The sequence below is a fragment of the Adlercreutzia sp. genome, from assembly GCF_056795635.1.
In genome coordinates this window covers 59,093-83,211 of record NZ_JBQIIT010000001.1, presented here as the reverse complement: position 1 = coordinate 83,211, position 24,119 = coordinate 59,093, and the positions used below count along the sequence as shown (strand labels likewise).

Annotated in this window: 21 protein-coding genes; all 21 read right to left on the bottom strand. The window is 68.0% G+C overall.

Going from position 1 to position 24,119, the window contains the following annotated elements:
• Positions 1–80: 80 nt before the first annotated feature.
• Positions 81–941 carry a translation elongation factor Ts gene (gene tsf, locus ACTOXK_RS00380; protein ID WP_482277423.1) on the bottom strand — a complete coding sequence of 287 codons (861 nt, stop codon included), beginning with the start codon at positions 939–941 and terminating at the stop codon, positions 81–83.
• Between the two features lie 164 nt (positions 942–1,105).
• Entirely contained in the window at positions 1,106–1,918 is an 813-nt protein-coding gene (rpsB, locus tag ACTOXK_RS00375; protein WP_482277424.1) for a 30S ribosomal protein S2, read from the bottom strand.
• A 197-nt stretch (positions 1,919–2,115) separates the two neighbouring features.
• The gene (locus tag ACTOXK_RS00370; protein WP_482277425.1) at positions 2,116–3,264 is read right to left on the bottom strand and encodes a hypothetical protein; all 1,149 of its coding nucleotides are present in this window, start codon (positions 3,262–3,264) and stop codon (positions 2,116–2,118) included.
• A 634-nt stretch (positions 3,265–3,898) separates the two neighbouring features.
• Positions 3,899–5,911, bottom strand: a complete 2,013-nt coding sequence (locus tag ACTOXK_RS00365; RefSeq protein ID WP_482277426.1) for a class I tRNA ligase family protein — start codon at positions 5,909–5,911, stop codon at positions 3,899–3,901.
• Complete coding sequence (gene sppA / locus ACTOXK_RS00360) at positions 5,904–7,037, bottom strand: signal peptide peptidase SppA (protein WP_482277427.1); 1,134 nt, start codon at positions 7,035–7,037, stop codon at positions 5,904–5,906. The genes ACTOXK_RS00365 and sppA overlap by 8 nt, the downstream gene beginning before the upstream one ends.
• A gap of 18 nt (positions 7,038–7,055) precedes the next feature.
• Positions 7,056–8,987 (bottom strand): transcription termination factor Rho, encoded by a 1,932-nt coding sequence (rho, locus tag ACTOXK_RS00355; RefSeq protein ID WP_482277428.1) that lies wholly within the window; start codon positions 8,985–8,987, stop codon positions 7,056–7,058.
• Positions 8,984–9,670 carry a transaldolase family protein gene (locus ACTOXK_RS00350; RefSeq protein ID WP_482277429.1) on the bottom strand — a complete coding sequence of 229 codons (687 nt, stop codon included), beginning with the start codon at positions 9,668–9,670 and terminating at the stop codon, positions 8,984–8,986. Before ACTOXK_RS00350 ends, rho begins: the two co-directional genes overlap by 4 nt.
• A 283-nt stretch (positions 9,671–9,953) precedes the next feature.
• Positions 9,954–10,277 carry a phosphoribosyl-AMP cyclohydrolase gene (gene hisI / locus ACTOXK_RS00345; RefSeq protein WP_482277494.1) on the bottom strand — a complete coding sequence of 108 codons (324 nt, stop codon included), beginning with the start codon at positions 10,275–10,277 and terminating at the stop codon, positions 9,954–9,956.
• A 9-nt stretch (positions 10,278–10,286) separates the two neighbouring features.
• Positions 10,287–11,051: an imidazole glycerol phosphate synthase subunit HisF gene (hisF, locus tag ACTOXK_RS00340; protein WP_482277430.1), complete on the bottom strand. Its 765-nt coding sequence runs from the start codon at positions 11,049–11,051 to the stop codon at positions 10,287–10,289.
• 147 nt (positions 11,052–11,198) lie between these two features.
• A complete protein-coding gene (gene hisA / locus ACTOXK_RS00335) occupies positions 11,199–11,993 on the bottom strand; it encodes a 1-(5-phosphoribosyl)-5-[(5-phosphoribosylamino)methylideneamino]imidazole-4-carboxamide isomerase (RefSeq protein WP_482277431.1) in 795 nt (264 codons plus the stop codon).
• A 2-nt stretch (positions 11,994–11,995) separates the two neighbouring features.
• Complete coding sequence (gene hisH / locus ACTOXK_RS00330; RefSeq protein WP_482277432.1) at positions 11,996–12,697, bottom strand: imidazole glycerol phosphate synthase subunit HisH; 702 nt, start codon at positions 12,695–12,697, stop codon at positions 11,996–11,998.
• A 59-nt stretch (positions 12,698–12,756) separates the two neighbouring features.
• A complete protein-coding gene (gene hisB, locus ACTOXK_RS00325) occupies positions 12,757–13,347 on the bottom strand; it encodes an imidazoleglycerol-phosphate dehydratase HisB (protein WP_482277433.1) in 591 nt (196 codons plus the stop codon).
• A 12-nt stretch (positions 13,348–13,359) separates the two neighbouring features.
• Complete coding sequence (gene hisC, locus ACTOXK_RS00320; RefSeq protein WP_482277434.1) at positions 13,360–14,457, bottom strand: histidinol-phosphate transaminase; 1,098 nt, start codon at positions 14,455–14,457, stop codon at positions 13,360–13,362.
• Positions 14,450–15,832, bottom strand: coding sequence for a histidinol dehydrogenase (hisD, locus tag ACTOXK_RS00315; protein ID WP_482277435.1), 1,383 nt, complete (start codon positions 15,830–15,832; stop codon positions 14,450–14,452). Before hisD ends, hisC begins: the two co-directional genes overlap by 8 nt.
• 27 nt (positions 15,833–15,859) lie before the next feature.
• Positions 15,860–17,572: an ATP phosphoribosyltransferase gene (hisG, locus tag ACTOXK_RS00310; RefSeq protein WP_482277436.1), complete on the bottom strand. Its 1,713-nt coding sequence runs from the start codon at positions 17,570–17,572 to the stop codon at positions 15,860–15,862.
• A 196-nt stretch (positions 17,573–17,768) separates the two neighbouring features.
• On the bottom strand, positions 17,769–18,692 hold the full coding sequence (gene larC / locus ACTOXK_RS00305; protein ID WP_482277437.1) for a nickel pincer cofactor biosynthesis protein LarC: 924 nt from the start codon (positions 18,690–18,692) through the stop codon (positions 17,769–17,771).
• Positions 18,693–18,697: 5 nt separating this feature from the next.
• Positions 18,698–19,480: a nickel pincer cofactor biosynthesis protein LarB gene (gene larB, locus ACTOXK_RS00300; RefSeq protein ID WP_482277438.1), complete on the bottom strand. Its 783-nt coding sequence runs from the start codon at positions 19,478–19,480 to the stop codon at positions 18,698–18,700.
• Between the two features lie 128 nt (positions 19,481–19,608).
• Complete coding sequence (locus ACTOXK_RS00295) at positions 19,609–19,992, bottom strand: MerR family transcriptional regulator (protein WP_135971307.1); 384 nt, start codon at positions 19,990–19,992, stop codon at positions 19,609–19,611.
• Positions 19,993–20,225: 233 nt separating this feature from the next.
• Positions 20,226–20,840, bottom strand: coding sequence for an RdgB/HAM1 family non-canonical purine NTP pyrophosphatase (rdgB, locus tag ACTOXK_RS00290; protein WP_482277439.1), 615 nt, complete (start codon positions 20,838–20,840; stop codon positions 20,226–20,228).
• 115 nt (positions 20,841–20,955) lie between these two features.
• Complete coding sequence (murI, locus tag ACTOXK_RS00285) at positions 20,956–21,864, bottom strand: glutamate racemase (RefSeq protein WP_482277440.1); 909 nt, start codon at positions 21,862–21,864, stop codon at positions 20,956–20,958.
• A 7-nt stretch (positions 21,865–21,871) separates the two neighbouring features.
• Entirely contained in the window at positions 21,872–23,764 is a 1,893-nt protein-coding gene (locus ACTOXK_RS00280) for a L,D-transpeptidase family protein (protein WP_482279810.1), read from the bottom strand.
• Between the last annotated feature and the right edge of the window lie 355 nt (positions 23,765–24,119).

Genomic DNA, 24,119 nt, shown 5'->3' with positions numbered 1-24,119 from the left:
TCATACGTCCCATCATTATAGAAAAAAGGCCGCCCCGTAAGGCGGCCTTTCTCTTATTGGAATAAAAACTCCAGCGACAGTTACTCGCCCAGGGCGAAGCGGACGAAGCCGGTGATCTTGATGGAACCGCCCATGGCCTTGGCGCACTCATCGGCGTAGGCGGCCACGGTCAGGTCCGGATTCTTCACGAAGGCCTGCTCGGCGAGGCAGTTCTCCTTGTAGAACTTGTCCATGCGACCCTCGGCCATCTTCTCCTGGATGTTCTCGGGCTTGCCGGACTCGGCGGCCTGGGCCTTGTAGATCTCGAACTCGTGGGCGGCCACATCGGCGGGCACATCCTCGCGGGTGGCGGCCACCGGGTTCAGGGCGGCCACCTGCATGGCGATGTCGCGACCGCACTTCTGGAACTCCTCGGCGGCCGGGTCGATGCCCTCCACCTCGAAGGTCACGAGCACGCCGATCTTGCCGCCGCCGTGGATGTAGGCGGCCACAGCCGGGGCCTCCACCACAGCCACGCGGGCCAGCTGGGTGTTCTCGCCCATCACGTGGATGCAGTCAGTCACGACCTCCTCGACGGTCTCACCGTCGATGGTGGCGGCATTCAGAGCGTCCACATCGGCCGGCTTGGCGGCCAGGGCGGCCTGGGCGATCTTCTCGGCGTAGGCCTTGAACTTCTCGTTCATGCCCACGAAGTCGGTCTCGCAGTTCAGCTCGACCACGGCACCGGTGGTGCAGTCATCGGAGACCAGCGCCATGACGGTGCCCTCGTTGGTGGCACGGCCGGCCTTCTTGGCCACGGCGGCCAGGCCGCGGGTGCGCAGCACGTCGACGGCCTTCTCCATCTCGCCCTCGGCCTCGGCCAAGGCCTTCTTGCACTCCATCATGCCCGCGCCGGTCATCTCGCGGAGCTCCTTCACCATAGCGGCGGTGATGTTAGCCATGGAATCCCTCTTTCTTAATTAATCGAATGACTCATAGGTCCACTAAGGTCAGCGAGGTTCCGACAGGTGCCTGGCCTTGGCCTGCCTTTGGGCCAAGGCCAGGTGCCTGTCGGAACCGCAGCATCGACAGGGCCGTTCGTCCCGTCAGGGCGAACGGAGCTACTTTACTCGGCGACGGCGTCGGCCACGACGTCGGCGACGACCTCGGCGCCAGCGCCCTCGGCCACGTCGGCGGCAGCCTCAGTAGCGACCTCGGCGGCAGCGGCCTCGCCGGCCATCTCGGCGGCGGTCACGTCAGCGCCGGTGCCGGCGATCACGGCGTCGGCCAGGAAATCGGCCAGCAGGCGCACGGAGCGGATGGCGTCGTCGTTGGCCGGGATGCCGTAATCCACGTCGTCGGGATCGCAGTTGGTGTCCAGGGTGCCCACCACGGGGATCTGCAGGCGATGGGCCTCATGGATGGCGATGCCCTCGCGGTTGGTGTCGATCACGAAGATGGCGTCGGGCACCTTCTTCATGTTGCGGATGCCGTTGAGGTTGGTCTGGAGCTTGGCCAGCTCCTTGTGCAGCAGGATCTGCTCCTTCTTCGGCAGCAGGGCCATGCGGCCGTCGGCGTCCATGGCCTCCAGCTCCTCCATGCGCTTCACGCGGGTGCGGATGGTGGCGAAGTTGGTGAGCATGCCGCCGAGCCAGCGAGCGTTCACGTAGGGCATGCCGCAGCGGTTGGCAGCCTCGGACACGGCCTCCTGGGCCTGCTTCTTGGTGCCCACGAACAGCACGGTGCCGCCCTTACGGGTGAGGTTGCTCACGAAGGTGTAGGCGGAATCCAGGCCGTAGAGGGTCTGCTTGAGGTCGATGATGTAGATGTCACCGCGATTGCCGAAGATGTAGGGCTTCATCTTCGGGTTCCAGCGGCGGGTCTGATGCCCGAAATGCGCACCGGCATCGAGCAGCGTGGTGATGCTGACTTTCGTCATGATCGCTCCATTCGTTAGTCCTCTGCCCGAGGTCTTCCCCGCCTGCCGCAGCCTTTTTAAGGTGGCCACTCGCGGAGGCAGGTCGCCCGAGCATGTGTGATAGTTGCCGCCGTGCTCCGTCTTGGGGGCGGACACAGCCTGTCTAAAATAGCACAATCCCCCGCTAATGCAAGGGATTGCGCGAAGAAATCGGGAAATCACGCGAGCTCTTCGATGCTGCGGCGCTTGAGTGTGCGCAGCAACGCCTTTCGTTGCGCGGACGATTTCAAGCCAGTCGTGCGCCACGGGCGCCCCAGGGCGCGCGACAGCTGAGCGGCCAGATCGTCAAGCGCTTCGATAGACGAAAGGTGGAGCGCAGTGGCCGTAAACAACCGCATGTCCCCAGCCTGTACCTCATTTCGCCGCAGCGAGTCCGCACGAATCTTGTCCTTTTCTGTATGATGCGCATCGCTGTCGTACTCCAGGCCCACACCAGCATCTGGCCAGCATGCATCCACTACTCGGAAGCGACCCCCCTCGACGTCAATCACCCAGTTCATGCACGGCTTCGGCAGGCCGTAGCCTCCAGCATTCCGCGGAAGGGACAGCATAAGGGCCAGCGCCGTTTCCATAGGAGACGCGGCGCCCTCCACCGCGTAACGTACCGCCCGCGCCATCTGGCGACCCGCTTGGGAGCTTCCATGACCGCGCGCGACCTCCTCCATCGCCGCCAGGCACGACACCGGCACGGGGCGATGGCTGAGCGCCGCTTCTTGCACCTGCACCTCAGCCCGCGCCGTTCCGTCTTCGCCGCGCACCAACTCGGCACGTTCAGTCAACTCGTAATAGTACGTAGAGCACAGCTCGCTGATCAGTTCGGCCAGCTGGGGCATGGACAGATCCAGAGCCAACTGGAGCACGCACCATTCCGGCGAGGCAATGAGCAGCCCGCACTCTGCACTGCGCACGAACGCTCCGGCACCTGGCGTCGAAGCGATAACCGAACAGGCGACAAGTGGCGAGTTCAGACGCGATGCCTTGTTGGGAACCATAACGCTGACGGGCATCGACACCATACCGCATCCGCGATCCGCCAACGCGCGAATCGCCCCGCGAGAGGGCTTTTTCGCGACGCCGTTTCCAACCGCGACCTCGTAGTCAACCGCTTCGTCGTAGGTGACGAACAGGCGCTCGAAGGCCAGCTCCCGCGCACGTTCTTCCAGTTCCGGATTCCCCAGCGGCACCGAACGTCGCGGCGATGGCGCCCCCGTCTCGAGATCCACGGCTCCATCGGGAAGCAGCGATTTGTAGAAATGCCGGCACGTCCAACACTCCGCCGCGGACACGCCCTTAACATAGGTGGTCATATGCCTTCCTTCTCATTCCGCAGAACATCGTCGCTGCTCCGGCCGAGCGCGCTTTGGCCCCACGCTTGAGCGTCAGGCCCAACTTTTAGTTTCCGACAGGGACCTTGAATATGGAATATCTGATATTTTATGCAGAATTCGCTCAAGTTCTCGAAGTTGCAAAATAAAAAGCAGGATTTCCACGTTTGAAAGATGGAAATCCTGCTTTTTGGCGCGCAGTTCGCAACGGTAGATGCGCCTGCCCTTCGCCCCCATGAGCGACCATGCCTTTGACCTGGTAATTCTCGCCACTCGTTTCCGATCGCTCTCCACTGCGGAACACTGCAACGTGGAAAATCTGCTTTTCTTTCGGCCTTTTCGCAAATTGAGTGAAAGAATGCGCGAAATGGCAGATTTTCCATATTCAGCAGGGCCCCCACCACAAACAAAAGCCGGGGAGGCTACCAAAGGGGAGAGCCCGGAAGCACTGTAGCGGCCATCGCAAGGGAGGTCGCCGTCTGTGCCGCGCCCAGAACAGACGCCACGGCACAGACGGCTACCGCAAAGAGCGGTGCGACCACAGCTGCACCCGGCAACCGAAAGCGCGATCTTCCAGCCGCCGGGGCAACGTGATCGAATGGGCGTCGCTGCCCGCTTACTTGTACTGGCTCTCGTGCTTGCGGAAGAAATCGAAGCGCGGGGGCAGCTCGTGGATGCGGTGCTCGCCGGCATCGATCTCGATGGCCGGGCACAGCTCCTCGTTGGAATCGAAGTCGTAGTTCCAGCTGAAGAACTCGTCGAAGCCGAAGCTCAGGTAGTCGCAGATCTTCTCGCAGCCGGCCGGCACGATGGGGTGCATGAGCAGGGTGGCCACCCGCAGCAGGTAGAACGAGTCCACGAGCACCTGGCGGCGCGCCTGCTCGTCCCCGCTCTCCTCGGCGGCCTTGATGCCATCGGCCCACCACTTGTTGGACCAGCGGATGAACTCGTCGCACAGCGACATCGCCCGATGCAGCTCTACCCGGTGCATGCACTCCTCGTAGGCCAGCAGCGCCTCGAATGCCCGGCGGCGCACCTCGTCGCTCACGCGGCCCAAGGGCATGCAGCCGTTGAAGTTCTTCCCCGCCTCGTAGAAGCAGCTGCGCGCCAGGCGGTTGAACACATTGGTGAGCAGCGCCCCCTCCTTCAGAACCGGATCGGCGTAGCGCGGATCGTCCCGTTTGGCCTCGTCGGGGTCGAAGGGCTTGGGCGAGAATCCCACGGACTTCTGATCGAGGCCCAGAGCCAGGAAGTGGGCCCGCAGCTGCTCGGGAGTGTAGTGCTCCAGAAGCTGCTCGCCCGTGGGCGGCTTCACCGCGCCCGACGAGGAGGCCTTCTTCTTCCCGAACAACATGTGATGGTTGGCCACGAGCGTGGTCTGGCGCATCTGAGAGTCAGGCCCTTCGGCGAACAGGCCGTCGGGGCGCAGCGCCTCCCACAGGGCCGGCTGGGCCACGCCGTAGAAGTACAGGTTGTCCTGGCCGATGAACTGGTACACCCGCGCGTCGTCGTCGCACCAGAAATCGCGCCAGCTCGTGCGGGGCAGGCCGCGCTCGTCGTTCACCGTGATAGTGAACGAGATGGGCGCCCACAGCGATTCGGGCCAGCACCACACGGTGAGCCCCTCCACGTCGTCGATGACTGGCGCCGCCACGCCCCACTCGATATTGCCCGTAATGCGGAAGGGCACCAGCGTCTTGGAGGTGCGGAAGCGAATGCCGGCTCCAGCCAGCACCGCACGGGCCGCGTCGCGGGCCGCGATGTCGGCGAACTCGATCTCGAAGGACTGCTTGCCCTTCTCGGCCTCGCGGAACTGGTGGGGCGGCAGGCTGTCGGCCAGGGCGCGGTAATCGTCTACGTGCTCGTTCTTCACGAAGATGACCGGGGGTGCCAGAAACTCGGCGATGGTCTGAGGCACCACGGGGCGCACCTCGCCGTCGGCGCGCAGGGCCTCCACCCGCTCCTTCAGAAAACCGTCGAAATCGGGCAGGTCGAAGTACCAGTTCTCCACCGGGCGCATCTCGGGCACCGTGCCCGTGAGGGTGGACACCGGCTTGATGAGATCGACCGGAGCGTACTGGTGGCCCAGGTCACACTCGTCGGCGTAGGCGTGCTCCGACTTACAGCCCTGCACCGGGCAGCGGCCCTGCACCTGGCGGCCGTTGAGAAACGTGCCCGCCTCGGTGTCGTAGAACTGCAAGGTGGAATCGAGCTTCAAGTGGCCGCACTCGTGCAACCGCTCGATGAACTGGTTCGTGATCATCTGGTGCACATCGCCGGCGTGCCCGATGCCGCTGCCCTCGTAGATGTCCAAGCTCACCTGGAAGGCCTCCAGCGTGGCCTTCTGGCGCTCGTGGTTGGCCAGCACGTAGTCGGCGATGGCGCCCGTGAACTCGCCGGCCTCCACCAGCTTGCGGTAGCCCTCGTTGATGGGGCTGCCGAAGCAGTCGGTGCCCGACACGAAGCGCACGTTCTCGGCGCCGATGCGATCGCGCAAAAAGCGGGCGAAGGCGTCGGCCGGCACGAACACGCCGCCGATGTGCCCGAAGTGCAGGGGCTTGTTTCCGTAGGGCATGCCCGCCGTCACCACGGCCCGGGCCGGCCACTCCACGCGGGTTCTGCTACTCAAGTCCGACACGGTCTTCCAACTCCTTCAGCATATCGGTCACGGCGCCCTCGTCTTCGGTGCCCATGATATCGAGCAGCCGTCCCAGGTCACTCGAGGAATCCTGCAGGTACGCGGTATCTGCGTGGGTAACGCCGGCAAGGGACGCTGCCTTCTCCACGGCCATCTCCAAGGTACCGATCTCGTCGGCCAGGCCGTTGCCCACGGCATCGATGCCCGTGAAGGTGAGTCCCGTAGCCAGCTCGCGCACCTCGTCCTCGGTCATGGAGCGACCCTCGGCCACCGTGGCGATGAACACGTCGTTGATCTGGTCAACCTGAGCCTGGTACCAGGCGCGCTCCTCCTCGGTGAGGGGCCGGTTTCCGCCCCCGGCGTCCTTGGCGTCGGCCGAGGTGATGTTATCCACCGAGATGCCCAGCTTCTCGTAGAGGCCCGACAGATCGGTCACCGACATGATGACGCCGATGGATCCCACGGCGGACGTCTCGGCCGTGTAAATGTAATCGGCCTGGGAGGAGATCATGTAGGCGGCGCTGGCATCGAGCGAAGCGCAGGACACCACCACCGGCTTGGAGAAATCCCGCACGTAGCGGGCCATCTCCTCACCGGCCGTGGCCACCCCTCCCCCGGAATTCACCCGCAGCACCACGGCCTTGATGTGCGGATTCTCCTCGGCAGCGTCCAGCTGGGCCTTCAGACCCTCGGGGCTCGACGTGGAGCCGTCGTACTGGATGGTGCCGTCGATATTGATGATGCCCACGGTGTCGCCCGTGACCGTATCGGCCCACGAGGGCGCATCATAGGAGAGGGCCCCCATGGGGGCGGTCATCACCGCGGTGCACGACCCGATGGAGAAAAGCCCCAGAATGAAGAAGGCGAGCACGGCGGCCAGGCCCACGATCCAGCCGCGACGCTTGGGAGCGGCGGCCGGCGCGGGCGGGGCCCCGTAGGCGGGAGCGCCCCATCCCGGGCCGGGGGCGGCGGCACCGGTGCCGTAGGCGCCCGACGGGGCCCCGGGAGCCGGGGCGGTCGGCGCAGCTGGCGCCGGCTGCGAAGCCGGCTGGCCCGGAGCGGGGGTGCCCCCCGGGGTGCCCCAGGCGGCATTGGGCCAATGGTTCTGATCGGTCATAGCGAGATCCCGTGCCTTCTACAGCTCGAAGTTGTCGTCGGAGCGCCCTTGCTGGGTCTGGGCCTTCTTCGCCGTGCGGATGAGGAACTCCTGGTTGGAGCCCGTCTGCTTGAGCGACTTGATGAGCATGTCCATGGCCCGCTCCGTGGAATTGGTGTTCGACAAGATGCGGCGCACGGCCCAGATGAGCGGCGCCTCCTGGGGCTCCAGCAGCAGCTCTTCCTTGCGGGTGCCCGAGGAGATGGGGTCGATGGCCGGGAAGATGCGGCGGTCCGCCAGGTTGCGGTCCAGCTTCAACTCCATGTTGCCGGTACCCTTGAACTCCTCGAAGATCACCTCGTCCATCTTCGACCCCGTGTCGATGAGGGCCGAGGCCAAGATGGTGAGGCTGCCGCCGTGCTCGATGTTGCGGGCGGCGCCGAGGAAGCGCTTGGGCGGGTAGAGGGCCGTGGAGTCCACACCGCCCGAGAGGATGCGGCCACTGGCCGGCTGGGCCAGGTTGTAGGCACGGGCCAGGCGGGTGATGGAATCCAGCAGGATGACCACGTCCTTGCCCTGCTCCACGAGGCGCTTGGCGCGCTCGATGACCAGCTCGGCCACTTGGATGTGGTTGTCGGCGGGCATGTCGAAGGTGGAGGACACCACTTCGCCGCGGATGGAGCGCTCCATGTCCGTGGCCTCCTCGGGGCGCTCGTCGATGCCGAGGTACATGAGGTGCACCTCGGGGTTGTTCGCCGAGATGGCCGCCGCGATGTCCTTGAGCACCGTGGTCTTGCCGGCCTTGGGCGGCGAGACGATGAGGCCGCGCTGGCCCTTGCCGATGGGAGCCGTCAGGTCGATGACCCGGGCCGTCGTAGTGGTCTTGCCGTGCTCCATCCACAGGCGCTCATCGGGGAAGATGGGCGTGAGCTCGGAGAACTTCGGGCGCAGGGCCATGACCTCGGGGGCCATGCCGTTCACCAGGTTCACCTTCTGCAGGGCGGCGAACTTGTCGTTGGGGCGGGCCGGGCGCGTGGTGCCGGTGACCATGTCGCCCTTGCGCAGGTTGTTCTTGCGGATGGCAGCGAGCCCCACGTAGATGTCGTTCTCGCCGGGCAGGTAGCCGGAGGTGCGCAGAAAGCCGTAGCCGTCGCCCATGATGTCCAGGACGCCCGTGACCTCGGTGAAGCCCTCGGCCTTGCAGGTGGCCTCGTAGATGGCCTCCACGAGCTCGGCCTTCTTGAGGGCCGCCCCCTCCACGCCCAGCTCGGCGGCCTTGGCGCGCAACTCGGCCACCTTGAGCTCGGCCAGCTCCTCCCGGGTCACCGAGGGCTGGGGCTCGCGATTGCGGTTCTCGTGGCGCTGGCGGCGGTTGTTGCGGTCGTTGCGGTCGTGGCCCTTCTTGCCGTTTGGGCTCTGGCCGTTCTGCTTGGCCGCGCCGTTCTGGCTCTGGCCGCCGTTCTGACGGCGCTCCCCCCGGTCGTCGGGGCGCTCGCCGCGGCCGTGCTTGCGCACCACCGTGGCCTTGCGGTCGGCCTTCTTGGCGCCGTCGGCCTCCCCCTCGCCCGCAGCGGGCGCCTCGGGGGCGCCGGATGCCTCGGCCTCGGCGGGCTCGGCCTTCTTGCGGGCCCGGCGCACCTTGGGGGCCGCCTCCGGCGCGGGAGCGGACTCAGCCGTCTCCGTCGGGGCGCCGTCGGCCCCGGCGGCGTCGGCGGTCTTGGCCGTGCGCGAGCGGCGGGGCTTGGCCGGAGCGGCCTCGGGAGCCGGCTCCGGGGCGGCCTCGCCCGCAGCGGCCTTGGTCGCGCGGCGGCGCACCGGCTTCTTGGCCGGGGCCTCGCCGGCCGCCTCCGCAGCCCCCTCGGCCGCCGGGACCTCGGCGGCCTTCTTGCGCGGACGGCCGCGCTTGGGCTTCTCCGGAGCCTCCTCCAGGGCGTCGGCGATGGTCATCTGGTTCTCGTCGGCCTCACTCATGCGTTCTGAACCTTCCCCCAGTCCTTAAGGAACGACTCGAGGCCGCGGTCGGTCAGCGGGTGCTGCACGCACTTCTTCAGGATGCCGAAGGGCACGGTGGCGATGTCGGCGCCCATGAGGGCCGCCTGGGTCACGTGGTTGGCGCTGCGGATGGAGGCGGCGATGATCTCGATCTGCTCGCCGTTCACCGTGTCAGCGGAGAAGTCGTAGTTGCCGATGGCGCGCACCACGTCCTCCAGCTGGGCCAGACCGTCCTCGGAAATGTCGTCGAAGCGGCCCACGAAGGGCGAGATGTAGCGGGCGCCGGCGCGGGCGGCCAGAATGGCCTGGGGCACCGTGAAGCACAGGGTCATGTTCACCGGGATGCCCTCGTCGGCCAGCACGCGGGTGGCGGCCAGGCCCTCCACCATGGTGGGGATCTTCACCACGACGTTGGGGGCAATCTTGGCCAGCTCGCGGCCGTCGCGCACGATCTCGTCGCGGGTCATGGCCACGGACTCGGCGGATACGGGACAGTCGGGGCCCACGATGTCGCAGATGCGCTTGATGTGGTTGTGGAAGTCGTCCAGCTTGCCGCCGATGCGGGCATACAGCGTGGGGTTGGTGGTCACGCCGGCCAGGGCGCCCCAGCTGGCAGCCTCCTCGATCTCGGCGAGGTCGGCCGTGTCCAGAAAGAACTTCACGTTATCCTCCTTCTTGAGGTGTACAGGCAGAGGGAATGGGGTGGCACTCGAATCGACCGCGGTAAAGCGCACTGCGAACCCGAACCGTGAGAACATTGGAAGTGAGTGATACGGAACCAGGGGAAGGAAGCGGGGCGCAATCGCGCCCAAGATTCAAAGCTGCAACCATAGTAGCGCAACAGCCCGCCACGCACAAGAAGAAGCACACAGAGGGCTCGGGAGGGGGTGAGCGCAGCCCGCTGATCGCCCGGCCCCCTTCCGAGCCCTCCGGCGGATCCCTGCGTCACCCCTCCATCATCGAGCGGTAGAAGCAGGTGCGCGCGCCCGTGTGGCAGGCGGGGCCGGCCGGGTGCACGAGGGCCAGCAGCGTGTCGCCGTCGCAGTCGTAGCGCAGATCCACGAGCTTCTGGGTGTTCCCGCTCGTGGCGCCCTTATGCCACAGCTCCTGGCGGCTGCGGCTCCAGAACACCGTCTCGCCCCGCTCCAGAGTGAGCGCCAGCGATTCCGCGCTCATCCACGCCATCATGAGCACCTCGCCCGTATCGGCATCCTGCACGATGCAGGGAACGAGCCCCGCCGCGTTGTACTTCAACTCGGGAAGATTCACCACGACCTCCTACAGGCGCACGGGGATGCCGGCGGCGCGCATGGATTCCTTCACCTGGCGCACGGTCAGCTCGCCGAAGTGGAAGACGCTGGCAGCGAGCACCGCATCGGCCTCGCCGTCGATGATGCCCTCGGCGAAGTGCTCCAGCTTGCCCACGCCGCCGCTCGCGATAACGGGAATATCCACGGCCCGGGCTACGGTGCGCGTGAGGTGGCAGTCGAAGCCGTCGCGGCTGCCGTCGCGGTCCATACTGGTGAGCAGGATCTCCCCTGCCCCGCGCCGGGCCGCCTCGCGCGCCCACTCCACGGCGTCGATGCCGGTGTTCTTGCGGCCACCGGCCACGTACACCTCCCACTTGTTGGGGTTGCCGGGCACCGCCTTCGCGTCGATGGCCACGAGGATGGCCTGGGTGCCGAAGGCCCGGGCCGCTTGGGTGATGAGGTCGGGGTTCGCCACGGCCGCCGAGTTCACCGACACCTTGTCGGCCCCGGCGGCGATCATCGTCCGAATGTCGGCCACGCTGCGGAAGCCGCCGCCCACGCAGTAGGGCAGGTGCAGCTCGGCCGAGGCGTGGCTGGCCAGCTCCACCGTGGTGGCACGGTCGTCGCTCGTGGCCGTGATGTCGAGGAAGATCACCTCGTCGGCCTTCTGCTCGTCGTAGGCCCGGGCCAGCTCGATGGGGTCGCCCGCATCGCGCAGCCCCACGAAGTTGACGCCCTTCACCACGCGCCCGTCCTTCACGTCCAGGCAGGGAATTACTCGTTTCGTCAGCATGGTCTTTCCAACCTGTCCGTCGGCGAGCCAGCCGGTATTGCGATTCGCTCAGACAGTCCTCGCTTTGCGAAACAGCCCACCGGGCTGTTTCGGTCACTGCGGAACTCGCTCGGTCGCAACACCGTCTGTCTCGCCGACTACGTTTCCTTACTCGCCTTCCAACTCTTCCAACGTCAGGGGGCGCGCTTCTTCTTCCAGCTGGTCGCTCAGCTCGTAGGTGCCGGCACAGGCGGCCACGCCGTCGGCCACGGAGAGGGTGCCCTCGTAGATGGCGCGGCCGGCGATGACGCCCTCCACGGCATCGGCGATGGGGGCCAGGGCCGCAATATCAGCGGCCGTGGCGATGCCGCCCGACACGATGACCGGGTTGCCGAAGGCCGCGGCCATGCGTTCGTAGGCGCCGTTCTCCACGCCGGTCTGCATGCCGTCGCGGGCGATGTCGGTGTACACGATGTGCTCGAAGCCCTGGGAGGCCATACGGGCGGCCAGGTCGGTGGCGGCCACGCCGGACCCTTCGGTCCAGCCGGCCACAGCGGCCTCGCCGGCCTTGGCGTCGATGCCGGCCACGAGCGCGTCGGGGCCGAACTTCTCCATAGCGGCCTGGGCGAAATCGGGGTCGCGCACAAGGGCGGTGCCCAGGATGACCCGAGTGGCCCCGGCGTCCAGCAAACGGTCGGCCACCTCCAGTGAGCGCACGCCGCCGCCCACTTCCACCTTCAGCTTCGTGCGGGCCAGAATGCGGCGCACCACCTCGATGTTGTCGGGGTTGCTGGACTTCGCGCCGTCCAGGTCCACCACATGGAGCCAGGTCGCGCCGTCTTCCTCGAAAAGCTGGGCCTGGGTGGCGGGATCGTCGTGGTACACGGTGACGGCGGCATAATCGCCCCGGGCCAGGCGCACGGCGCGGCCGTCCAGGATATCAATGGCGGGCAAGAGGTACATGGCTACTCCTTTGACGAGGCGGCATCTTCCGCCATGGTAGCGGCGTCGCCGCGGCGGGCCGCCGCGGCGTCGGCAACGGTTACGAAGTTGGCGAGCAGGCGCGCGCCGGCATCCGAGCTCTTCTCGGGATGGAACTGCACGCCCCACACGGGACGGCTGGGCACGCGCACGGCGCAGGGGAAGGTGACCGAGTGGGTGGTGCGTCCGATGGTCGCGGCGCTCTCGGGGGCGGCGAAGGAGTGGGTGAAGTAGAAGTACTCCCCGCTCTCAAGGCCGTCGAACAACGGGTCGGCCGCGTCCCACGCCACGGAGTTCCACCCCACATGGGGAATCTTATAGGCCGCGCCCGCCTCGTCGGTCTTGGGCATGAGGTCCACGGTGCCGGCAACGAGCCCCAGGCCCGCGGGCAGCGGGCCGGCTTCGGGGGCGTGCTCGGTGCCGTGCTCGAACATGAGGTGCATGCCCAGGCAGATACCGAGAAACGGCGCCCCGGCGGCCACGGCGTCGGTCACGGCCGCGCCCAGGCCGAGCTCTTCCAAAGATGCGGCGGCATCGGCGAGGGCGCCCACACCGGGCAGCACCACGGCGTCGGCCGCGCGTACCTGGGCCGGATCGTCGGAGACGACGACCTCGGCGCCCGCCTGGCGCAGACCCCGCTCCACCGAGAGCAGGTTCCCTTTATGGTAATCAACGACAACGATCACTGCTTCGCAACTCCCCTCACCGCTACGGTCAACAACGCCGGGCGCCCATGGCTCGCCGGCTACAGCACGCCCTTCGTGGAGGGCACCTCGCCGGCCAGGGCCCCGTCGATGGCCACGGCCTCGCGCAGGGCGCGGCCGCAGGCCTTGAAGGCCGCCTCCAGAATGTGGTGCACGTTGTCGCCGGCCAGCTGGCGCAGGTGCAGGGTGATGCCGGCGTTCGCGGCCAGGGCGATGAAGAACTCCCGGGCCAGCTGGGTATCGAAATCGCCCACCATGCCGAAGGGCACGTCCACGGCCCAGTGCAGCTGTCCCCGGCCGGAGATGTCCAGGGCCGCCAGCACCAGGGCCTCGTCCATGGGCACGAACGCGCTGCCGAAGCGCGCGATGCCCGCCTTGTCGCCCAAGGCCTCCCTCAGGGCCTGGCCCAGCACGATGCCGGCGTCTTCCACGGAATGGTGGCCGTCTACCTCCAGATCGCCCGCCACACGCACCGCGAGATCCATGCGGCTGTGGCGCGCGAGGGCGCTCAGCATGTGATCGAAGAACCCGATGCCCGAGGCCACGTCGGCCCGTCCCGTGCCGTCCAGGTTCACGGTCACCGCGATGTCGGTCTCGGCCGTCGTGCGGATGATGGTCGCCTCTCTCGCCATGATGCTCCTCCTTCAGTCCCGTGCCGCTTGGGCGCGGCGGCTCCCCCGCTCGGCCACGAAGGCCCGCAGCAGGCTGATGAACCGGTCGTTCTGCTCCGGAGTGCCCATGGTCACGCGCAGACAGCCCTCCAGAAGCGGCGTCGTCGAGAAGTCGCGCACGAGCACCCCGTGCTCGTAGAGGTACTCCCAGGCCTCGCCGGCGTCTTCCATGCGCAGCAGGATCCAGTTGGAATCCGACGGGAACGGCACGATGCCGGGAGTTGCCCGCAGCGCCTCTGCGACCCGGCCCCGCTCCTCGATGATCTCGCGGATGCCCGGCTCGAACCGGGCCCGGTGCTCGAAGATCACCTCGCCGACGACCTGAGACACCGCGTCCACCGAATAGGGCTGGCGCACCTTGATGAACTCGCGAATGACCGCCGGGTTCGCCAGGATGTAGCCGAGGCGCACCCCGGCCAGGGAGAACGCCTTGGAGAACGTGCGCAGGATGACGAGGTTCTCGTGGGTCGCGAGCAGGGGGCGCACGGTCTGGCGCGAGAACTCGAAGTAGGCCTCGTCCACCATGACCAGGGCGTCGGTGGCATCCAGCAGCCGCTCGAGGAAGTCGGCCGGGGCCCGCAGCCCCGTGGGGTTGTTCGGACTCGCCACAATGACATAGTCGATGTCGCCGGCGGCCAGGCGCTCGAAGGTGGCCTCCTCGTCGATGGAGAAGTCGTCGCGGCGGGCGATGTCCACCACCGTAGTGTTCGTGAGCCGGGCGTTGGCCGCGTACACCGAGAAGGTGGGCGGGAAGTTCAGGCAAGTACGCCCCGGGCCGCCCCAGGCCAGGGCCAGGTCGAACAGAAGCTCGTCACCGCCGTTGCCGATGAGCACCCATTCCCGCTCCAGGCCGTTGGCCTCCGCGATGCGGTCGCGCAAGCCGTTGGCCAGCGGGTCCGGGTAGCGGTTGAAGGGCACGGCCGCGATGCGGTCGGCCACGAGGGCCCGCAGCTCGCCGTCGACGTCCCGCGGGTTCTCATTGGCTGACAGGAACGCCTCGGCCGGCAGGTACTTCGGATCGTAGGGCGTAAGGCCCGCCAGTTGCGGAGCCGCCGCGCGCACCCTATTCATCGGCCGCGCCCGTCGTCGTCGCATCCGCGCCGGCATCCACCCCGGCCGCCGCGCTGCCGCCGGCCACGCTCGCCTGCTCAGCGGCGAGCAGGCTCTGGAGGCGCAGGGCCACGGACTGGGCGTGGGCCCACAGCCCCTCGTGGGTGGCGATCTGCACCACGGAGCGGGCGTCATTCTTCAGGGCGGCGGCCGTGTACTGGATGACGGAGGACTTCTTCACGAAGTCGTCCACGGAAAGGGGCGACGAGTAGCGGGCCGTGCCGCCGGTGGGCAGGGTGTGGTTGGGGCCGGCCACGTAGTCGCCCACGGCCTCGGGGGTCCACTCCCCCAGGAAGATGGCGCCGGCGTTGCGGATGGCGCCGAGGTACTCCATGGCGTTCGCCACGTGCATCTCCAAGTGCTCCGGGGCGATGACGTTCACCGCCTCCAAGGCCTGCTCCATGGTGGGGCACACCACGATGAGCCCGTGGTCGTCCAGGGAGGCGCGGGTGATGTCGGCGCGGGTGGTGCGCTCCATATGGTCGGCGATGGCCGCCTCCACGGCGTCGGCGTAGGCGTCCGAGAAGGTGACCAGGTAGCAGGCAGCCAAGGGGTCGTGCTCGGCCTGGGCCATGAGATCGATGGCCACCATGGACGGGTCGGCGGTCTCATCGGCCACGACGCACACCTCCGACGGGCCGGCGATCATATCGATGCCCACATCCCCCGAGACGAGCTTCTTCGCCGCGGCCACGAAGGCGTTGCCCGGGCCCGTGACCTTGGCCACGGGGCGGATGGTCTCGGTGCCGTAGGCCAGGGCCGCCACGGCCTGGGCGCCGCCGACGGTGTAGATCTCGGTGACGCCGGCGATCTTGCAGGCGGCCAGCACCGTGGCGTCCAGGGTGCCGTCCTTGGTGGGCGGCGTCACGCACACGATGCGCTCCACGCCGGCCACCTGGGCCGGCAGGGCGTTCATGAGCACGGTGGAGGGATACAGGGCCCGACCGCCCGGCACGTAGATGCCCACGGAATCCAACGGCGTCACCTTCGACCCCACGATGGCCCCGTCCTCCCGCGCGAAGAACCAGCTCTGCTGCTTCTGGCGCTCGTGGAAGTCGCGGATCTGGGCCGCGGCCTGGTTCAGGGCGTCGATGGTGTCCGGATCAACCGCGGCCAGGGTCTCCTCGATGACGCTCTCGGGCACGCGGAAGTCGTCGATGGCCACGCCGTCGAACTTCTCGGTGTAGGCCCGCAGGGCCGCGTCGCCCTTCGCGCGCACCTCCTCGATGATGGCCGTGGCCGCCTCCAGGGCGCCGGGGTTGAAGGCCCCCGCCCGGTCGATGAAGTCGGCGGTGAAGGGCTCGGTGGGCTGCAAGTCAACGCGTCGCATGGTCATGGGTCTTCTCCTTGGGATCAGGGGCGGTCAGGCGGGGTTCGATGCGCCGGCGATGGGCGCGTAGGTGTGCTCGGGGGCGTGGGCGGCCAGGGTGCGGGCCAGCTCCACGATGCGCTCATCGGTGCGCAGGGCGCAGCCGTTGGCGAAGAAGCGGGCTGTGGAGGCCAGCACTTCGTCGACGATCTCCAGGTTGTTCTCGGCCAGGGTGGTGCCCGTGGCCGTGATGTCCACGATGCGGTCGGCCAGCCCCACCATGGGGGCCAGCTCCACGTTGCCGTGGAGGTAGACGATCTCCACCTGGGTGCCGCGCCGGGCGAAGTGGGCCCGGGTGATGGAGGGGTACTTCGTGGCCACGCGCATGGCGCCGAGCTTGCGGTAGCGCTCCTCGATGGCGGCCGTGGTGCCGGCGGCCTCGGCCACGACGAAGCGGCAGCCGCCGAAGCGCAGGTCCACGAGCTCCACGACGTCGGCCCCCACTTCCAGAAGCGAGTCCTTGCCGCAGATGCCGCAGTCGGCCGCCCCCAGGGCCACGAACACCGGCGCGTCGGAGGGGCGCACGATGATGTAGTCCACGCCGGGGTTGGAAATGACGAGGGACCGGCCCGGGTTCGCGAGCCCAGTCACATCGAGCCCCGCCTCTTCCAGGCAGGCGATGGCCTCGCCGTTGAGCGAGCCCTTGGGCACGGCGATGCGCAGAGGCCGCGCCACCCCCTCATCACCGGCCGTGGCTGCGGCGGCCATGGCCTGTTCCAGGTAGAAGGCGAAGCCGGCGGCGGGGCGGTCGGGGCCGTAGGCGCCGAGGGTGCGGTCGTAGCGGCCGCCGGAGCCCAAGGGCGATCCCACGGCCGGGGCGTAGGCCTCGAAGACGATGCCCGTGTAGTAGTTGAAGGAGCTCACCACCGAGAAGTCCACGAGGATGCGCTCGGCCAGGCCGGCATCGGCGAGCCGGTCGTAGGTGGCCTGGAAATCGTCCAAGTCGGCGACGCAGCCGAGGGGCGCGGCCAGGGCCCGCACCTCGTCGATGGCGTCCTGGGCCCCGCGGATGCGGGCCAGCCGCCCGATGGCAGCGGCGTAGGCCGGGGCCACGCAGCCCGGGTCGGGCACCGCGTCCCCATCGGCGGCGGCCACGGCGCCCGGGGCACCGGCGGCGCACAGGCGGTCGAGGGCCACGAAGTCGGAGTCGTGGTAGGCGTCGAGCACGGCGGCCTTCCACGGCTCGGAGGCGCCGGAGCGCTCGAGCAGGGCCCGCAGCACCCCCACGGTGGCCAGGCCCAGCACGAAGGTGCCGGCGCCGGCCAGGGTGAGCGCCTCGGCGAACAGGGCCACGATCTCCGCATCGGCGGTCGGCCCCGTGGGGCCGATGCACTCCACGCCGCACTGGGTGAGCTCCCGGGCCTGGGCCTGGTTGTCGGCCTCGGCCTCGCGGAACACCCGCTGGGTGTAGCGGAAGCGCAAGGGGCCGGGCTCGTCGGCCAGGCGCGTGGCGCACATGCGGGCGATCTGGAGGGTCACGTCGGGGCGCATGGCCAGCAGGTCGTTATGGGAGTCGAAGAACTTGAAGGGCGAGGCGGGCATGCGGCCGCCGGCCCGCACGACGTCCATCACCTCCAGGGTGGGCGTCTCGATGGGAGCATAGCCGCGCTCGGCGAACAGGTCGGCCACGGCGCGAGTGATGACCTCGCGGGCCCGCGCCTCCTCGGCCAGCACATCGCGGAATCCCGATGGGGTGACTGCGTTCACGAACCGCTCCCTCTCTGCGCGACGGCCACCTGGGCCGCAGCGCCACTCGTGGGCCTTTGCTTACGGAAGTTCTCATATTATCCGCCTTCGCGCCCGCAGCGCGGGCCGCGCGGGGCCAAAGGCGAATTATCGCCAGGGAACACCGCCCCGGGCGCTTCCGTTACTTTATCACAGTAGAGTGCTAAAGCAAAGGGAATTACGCGAGCGGTTCTATCAGCATGGCCCGCAGAATGCCCGGGGTGTCGTAGGCGCGCTTGCCCGCGCCCATGCCGATGCGGGTGATGGCGAAGCGCTCCGGCAGGGCGTCCTGGGTGCGCAGGGCCCCGGCCACGGCAGCGCCTGTGGGCGTGACGAGCTCGCCGTCTGCGGCCACGGGGGTGAGGGGCAGCCCGCAAGCCTCGGCGATGAAGGCCGTGGCCGGGGCCGGCACCGGGATGAGCCCGTGCTGACAGCGCACGGTGCCCCGGCCGCAGGGCAGATCGGTCACCACCACGCCGTCGGGGGCCAGATCGTCCACGGCCACGGCGATGGCCACGATGTCGGCGATGGAGTCCACGGCCCCCACCTCGTGGAAGTGCACCGCCTCCCGGGGCACCCCATGGGCCCGGGCCTCGGCGTCGGCCACGATTCCGAAGATGTTCTTGGCGATGGCCCGGGCCCCGTCGGTCATGGCCGCCCCGTCGATGAGGGCCTCGATCTCGGCAAGCCCCCGATGCTCATGGGAGTGGGAATGGGCATGATCGCGCCCATGGAAGTGCGCGTGCGAATGGTCATGCCCGTGGTCGCAGGAGTGCCCGTGGGCATGGCCGTGCGGATGGTCGTGTCCGTGACCGTGCGGATGATCTTCCCCGTGGGAGCGGGCGCCCTCTTCCCCAGCTCCGTGGAGATAGGCCATGTCGTGGTCGTGGTTCTCGTGGGCCTCGTCCAACACCACGGAGAAATCGCACACATCCAGGCCCGACTTCACCACGCGGCTGATCTCCACGGTGAAGCCCTCCACCGCTAGGCTGTCCAGGGCCCGGCGCACGGCCTCCTCGCTGGCGCCAACGTCCAACAGGGCCGCGGCGCACATGTCGCCGCTGATGCCCGAGGTGCATTCCAGATAGAGCAACGAGCCCATGGCTCCTACCTTCCCGCGGCCGCGCCGCGCGTGTTCAGATGGTTGATGGCGCTCGCCTGGAAGGCGGCGCCGAAGCCGTTGTCGATGTTCACCACCGACACCCCGCTCGCGCAGGAGTTCAACATGGCGAGCAGGGCCGCGATGCCGCCGAAGGAGGCCCCGTAGCCCACGGAGGTGGGCACGGCGATGACCGGGCAGTCCACCAAGCCCCCCACCACGCTGGCCAGGGCCCCCTCCATGCCGGCCACGGCCACGATGGCCCGGGCCCGGCGCAGATCGTCGGCCACATCCAGCAGCCGGTGCAACCCCGCCACCCCCACGTCGTAGCAGCGCAGCACCTCGTTGCCGAGGAACTCGGCGGTCAGCGCCGCCTCCTCGGCCACGGGCAGATCGCTCGTGCCGGCCGCCACCACGGCCACCACCCCGTCGCCGTCGGGGGCGCCCAGCTCGCCGAACACGAGCAGGCGGGCCTCACGGTGGAAGACCAGGGGCACTGGACGGGCCCGCAGGGTGGCCGCGAGGGTGGCACCCGCACCGGCCACTGAGGCCGCGCGGCCTCGCTCGGCCCACAAAGCCTTGACCGCCGCGGCCTTCCCGTCGTCAACCCGGGTGGTCAGCACCCGGGGCTGCCCCGCCTCCAGCAGGGCCGCGGCGATGGCGACGACCTGCTCGGCGGTCTTCCCCTCGCCGTAGATCACCTCGCCGGCCCCCTGGCGGGCGGCCCGGTCGTAATCGGGGCGGGCAAAGGCGCCCAGCCCCTCTCCGCTCTCATGATGGTCGCAGCCCACGGGCCCTCCCTCGGTCGGTTCTCGTTCTCTGCATGATAAATCTTGGAGTTGGCTCCATGGATTGCGAAAAGAAAAAAGCCCACGGAAGATTCGCAAGGGCCTTTGGGAAAGCGAGGAATGGTCGACGGCTACTCTTCGGGACGAAGGGCCCGTTCGCTGTCGGCCATAATATCGTCGTAGTGGTCGATTTTGTACTCCAGGCGCTCAAGGGCCCGCTCCAGATCGGCGATGCGCTCGCGGATAGCGATGCTCTGGCGAGCGAGCAGTTCCTTACGGGCAGCCCGAGTCTCGTCTCCCTGCTCGATGAGCTCCATGTACTCGACGAGGGACTCGATGGACATGCCGGCGTCGCGCATGCACTTGACGAACTCCACGGCGTTGCAGCTGGCCTCGTCGTAGTCGCGGATACCGCTCCTATTGCGCGGAACGTGGCGCAACAGGCCGATGCGCTCGTAATAGCGCAGCGTATCGGTGGAAACACCGTAGCGCTTGCTAACTTCCGCGATCTTCATTCGGTCCCTTTCGAGCGGGGCTGCACCAATCGTCCCGTACAGACTACACGTCAATTAGACCATATGGAGTAGACTACAAGTCAAGAGCGCTTTGTCAGATTTCCGCGAACGCTCGTGCACGGGCGCAGGCACCGTGCTCCCCTGCCGCCCTGGCAGACCTCGCGGCAACGCGGACGGAACCGATGGAGCCACCGCGGCGAGGGGGCGCGCCGGAACCGCCCCGCGCCGGCGGCCTAGCGGGCCGATGCCAGGGAGTCACGCAGGGCCCGCAGCGCGTTGCCGCGGTGGGAAACGGCGTTCTTGCGAGCCTGGGGCACCTCGGCCAGAGTGAGGCCGCCCCCGAAGGCATCGGGGATGAACAGCGGGTCGTAGCCGAAGCCCTCGCTCCCCCGCTCTTCGCGGCCGATGGTCCCCTCGATGGTGCCCCGGGCCACGGTCTCGACGCCGTCCTCGTCCATGAACACGAGGGTGCACACGAAGCGAGCCGCCCGCTCTCCGTCGGGAACAGCGGCCAGCTCGGCCAAAAGCTTGGCATTGTTGGCCGCATCATCGCCGTCGGCACCGGCATAGCGGGACGAATACACCCCCGGGGCGCCGTCCAGGGCATCCACGGCCAGACCCGAGTCGTCGGCGAGCACGGCCACCGTCAGGCCGGCAGCGCGGGCGGCCTCGGCCGCAGCCCGGGCCTTGATGCGGGCGTTCCCCTCGAAGCTGTCGGCATCCTCCACCGGATCGGAGACCAGGCCGGCCTCGGCCAGGGTCTCGAACTCCCAGCCCTCGAAATTCAGGGCCGAGCGGATCTCGGATACCTTGTGGGCGTTGTTAGTGGCGATGACGACGGTCTTCATAGGGCTTCCTCTCTCGGGCTCTTCTCAATGCGTTCGGCAAAGTATACCGCACGGAGTCATCGGAACCGACAAGCGAGCACGGCGGAGGAGGGATCCCGAAAACCCCGATCCGATGCTACGAAACGACCAGCTCGGGCAGATCGACGTGCTCCACCACGTCCATGGGGCGCGAGAGCACCCGGCCGCCGAAGCGGCGGAACTCGGCGGTGTCGGCGCCGGTGGTGAAGAAGGCGGCCGTGGGCGCGTTGCCCGGCTCGGCGAAGCTGCTGCGGCGGCGCAGGATGTGGTCCACGTCCCGGGCCGTCTCCTCGGCCGAGGAGACCAGGGTGACCGGTCGGCCCACGACCCCGCCGATGAGGGCCTTCAGCAGCGGGTAATGGGTGCACCCGAGCACGAGGGTGTCGATCCCGCAGCGGCGCAAAGGCTCTAGGTACTCCCGGGCGATCTCCTCGAACTCGGGACGGATGTAGACCTTCGCGGCGCCGGACAGATAGTCCTCGATGGGGCCGTCGGCCAGCTTCAGACCCATCTCGGCTATTTCCACGAAGCGCGGCGTGGCCGTGGAGAACACCGTGATGCCGGCGTCGATGTGGCGGATGGCCTCGGAGTAAGCGTTGGAGTCCACGGTGCCCTTGGTGGCGATGACCCCCACCCGACGGTTCATGGTGGTGTGGGCCGCCGCCCGCGCCCCCGGCTCCACCACGCCCACCACGGGCACGTCGAAGACCCGCTGGGCATGGGAGAGCCCGGCGGCGGTAGCGGTGTTGCAGGCGATGACGATCATCTTCACGTCCTGACCTAGAAGCCAGGTGCAGATCTGCTGGACGAAGCGGTCCACTTCCGCCTGGTCCCGCGGCCCGTAGGGGCACCGAGCCGAGTCGCCGAAGTAGACGATGCTCTCCTCGGGCAAGCGCCGCTGGAGCTCCCGAGCCACGGTCAGGCCGCCGTAGCCGGAATCGAACACGCCGATGGGGCGGTTGTCGTAGCCGTCGCCCACGAGGGGGCGGTCCTGGATGGAAAGCACGGGTACCCTAGCTGTGGACAACGACGACGTCGCCGACGGAGAGGAGTCCGTGGAGCTCCTCGGCCTTCTCGGGGGGCAGGTTGATGCAGCCGTGGCTGCCGTGCTCCAGGTACCAATCGCCGCCGAACTGGGCCTGCCAGCCGGCATCGTGGAAGCCGATGGAGTTGTCCTTAAAGGGCATCCAGTAGGCCACCTCGGTCTCGTAGTCCTTCGTGCCGTCCGGCTTGTAGCCGCGCAGCACCGACTTCCCGTCGTTGGTCTTGATATAGTAAGTGCCCTCGGGAGTGGCCCGACCGTCGGCCGGCTTGCCCGAGACGATGTCGCTCTCCCACAGGATGGAGCCGTCGCTGTCGTAGAAGCGGGCGTACTGCTCGGTCAGGTCCACGTCGATGTAGCGGGCGCCGAAATCGCGACCGTACTGGTCCGGGGCCTGGGCCGCCCGCTGCTTCATGGTGATCTCGATGGGACCGCCCACAGCGTTCACGAGCGCCTCGCGCACCGCCTCGGCCGTGGCCTCGCTGTCGGTGATCCAGCCGTAGTCGCCGCCCTTCACCACGATCTGCTTGCCGTCGGGACGGGCATAGGCGCGCTCGGCGCCCGTGGTGTCCATGGCGTTCACCTGCTCCTTCACCATGGCCACCAAAGGCTCAGGATCGTAGGTGACGGACAGGTCGTCGCCGATGGTGATGTGGGCCGCGATGGCATCGGCATCGATGGCCAGCCGCTCGGTGCCCTCCATGGTCACGCTCACAGGGGCCGAGACGTACTTGTTTGCCTCGTCGCGGGCAGCGGCCAGGGCCGGATCGCTCGAGAGCACCTCGGGCCGGGCAAGCACCGCGTCGCTCAAAGTCACCTTCGGGGCGAAGTTCACCGTGCCGCGGGCCACCTCGTCCATGACCTTGTCGGCGAGCAGGGTGTTGCCCTCCTCCTCGGGCACCACGACGAAGGCGTGCTCGGCGGCATCGTAGGCCACCATGGCGTTCTTGGGGGCCGTGCCGCGGGCGTTGGCCTCCTCCACGGCGGCGTGGATGGTGTCGGCGAGCTTGGTCTCCTCGAAGGTGGATACCAAATCATCGGTGTCGTCGTGGTTCTGGAACACCTCGTAGGGCCAGGCCCAGGGGTTCATCTCGGACAGGAGGCCGTCGGCGATGGACTGGCTGTCCAGGGACATGCCCATGTCGGCAGCGGACAGGGTGAGACTCAGGCCATGGCCCTCCACCTTGAAGGTGTAGTCGCCGAGCACCCCGTCGAGCATCTGGTGCACTTCCTCAGGAGTCTTGCCCGAGATGTCCATGTCGATGATAGAGCTGTTGGGGAAGAAGCGCCCCATGAAGATGAAGGCGCCCGCGAGGTACACGATGGCGAGCACGCCGAGGATGATGCCCACGGTGATGCCGAAGATCTTGAGGCCGCGGTGACGCTTCTCCTCCGGCGGCACGGGGCTCGCCTGGTAGCTGGGCACGTACCCCCCGGCGAAGGGGGAAGCCGGCTCGGGCCCCTGCGGGGGCACCGGCGGCATCGATCCGGTGGAGGCAGGGCGCACTGGCGCCATGGCCCCCGTGGAGCCAGTGCGCACGGGCACCGTGGATCCGGCGGAATCGGGGCGCATCACGGGCACGGATCCGGTGGAGGCCGGAGAGGCGGCCGGCACGGGACCGTGGGCGCCAGTGGAGCCGGGAGCGGCGGAGGTCACCGGAGCGTGGGCTCCAGTAGATGCGGGGCCCTGGTCGCGCAGCGGGGCGATGCCCCCCGTTGCCGAGAGCGCTCCCCCGCCCGGGGCCGCAGCGCCCGGAGAACCGGCAGCCCGGGGCGCCCCCGAGGGGATGCGGAACTCGCGGCCGCGCTTGGGCTTGGCCGCACCGTCCTTCTTACCGTGATGTCCCTGTTTATTCTGAGCCATATCGCGCTTCCATGGATGTCGTTCGTCAACGGAGGGCCGCCTGCCCGGCGCTCCGATCTCAGCGAGTTTCGCCCTATTATACGACACTCCCCGCCCGTTCGGCTCCGCACCCGCGGCCATGGTGCCACTTTCACACAGGAGCACCCCTCAAAGCCCGCACAGGGGTCATTCTCCGCGACCCGTCCACAAGACTTACGCGAGATTCAGACGTTTCCCCTGAATATGACTGTTTTTATTAAGATTTTGGAAGAGGGCCGTCGCCCTTCCCGCTTTCGGTCGGTCTATTGGTTAATTATTGGCTAACGCCCGTGAGGAAACGCGAGAAACCCCTGGTCGCCTCTGGCCAACAGGGGGC

What these genes read in the sequence shown, in the direction of transcription:
- ACTOXK_RS00280 (WP_482279810.1), bottom strand. Translation starts at nt 23,764, where the DNA reads ATGGCTCAGAATAAACAGGGACATCACGGTAAGAAGGACGGTGCGGCC.
- sppA (WP_482277427.1), bottom strand. Translation starts at nt 7,037, where the DNA reads ATGACCGATCAGAACCATTGGCCCAATGCCGCCTGGGGCACCCCGGGG.
- hisB (WP_482277433.1), bottom strand. Translation starts at nt 13,347, where the DNA reads ATGGCGAGAGAGGCGACCATCATCCGCACGACGGCCGAGACCGACATC.
- hisF (WP_482277430.1), bottom strand. Translation starts at nt 11,051, where the DNA reads ATGCTGACGAAACGAGTAATTCCCTGCCTGGACGTGAAGGACGGGCGC.
- hisC (WP_482277434.1), bottom strand. Translation starts at nt 14,457, where the DNA reads ATGAATAGGGTGCGCGCGGCGGCTCCGCAACTGGCGGGCCTTACGCCC.
- rho (WP_482277428.1), bottom strand. Translation starts at nt 8,987, where the DNA reads ATGAGTGAGGCCGACGAGAACCAGATGACCATCGCCGACGCCCTGGAG.
- ACTOXK_RS00370 (WP_482277425.1), bottom strand. Translation starts at nt 3,264, where the DNA reads ATGACCACCTATGTTAAGGGCGTGTCCGCGGCGGAGTGTTGGACGTGC.
- hisD (WP_482277435.1), bottom strand. Translation starts at nt 15,832, where the DNA reads ATGACCATGCGACGCGTTGACTTGCAGCCCACCGAGCCCTTCACCGCC.
- rdgB (WP_482277439.1), bottom strand. Translation starts at nt 20,840, where the DNA reads ATGAAGACCGTCGTCATCGCCACTAACAACGCCCACAAGGTATCCGAG.
- larC (WP_482277437.1), bottom strand. Translation starts at nt 18,692, where the DNA reads ATGGGCTCGTTGCTCTATCTGGAATGCACCTCGGGCATCAGCGGCGAC.
- hisA (WP_482277431.1), bottom strand. Translation starts at nt 11,993, where the DNA reads ATGTACCTCTTGCCCGCCATTGATATCCTGGACGGCCGCGCCGTGCGC.
- ACTOXK_RS00295 (WP_135971307.1), bottom strand. Translation starts at nt 19,992, where the DNA reads ATGAAGATCGCGGAAGTTAGCAAGCGCTACGGTGTTTCCACCGATACG.
- rpsB (WP_482277424.1), bottom strand. Translation starts at nt 1,918, where the DNA reads ATGACGAAAGTCAGCATCACCACGCTGCTCGATGCCGGTGCGCATTTC.
- tsf (WP_482277423.1), bottom strand. Translation starts at nt 941, where the DNA reads ATGGCTAACATCACCGCCGCTATGGTGAAGGAGCTCCGCGAGATGACC.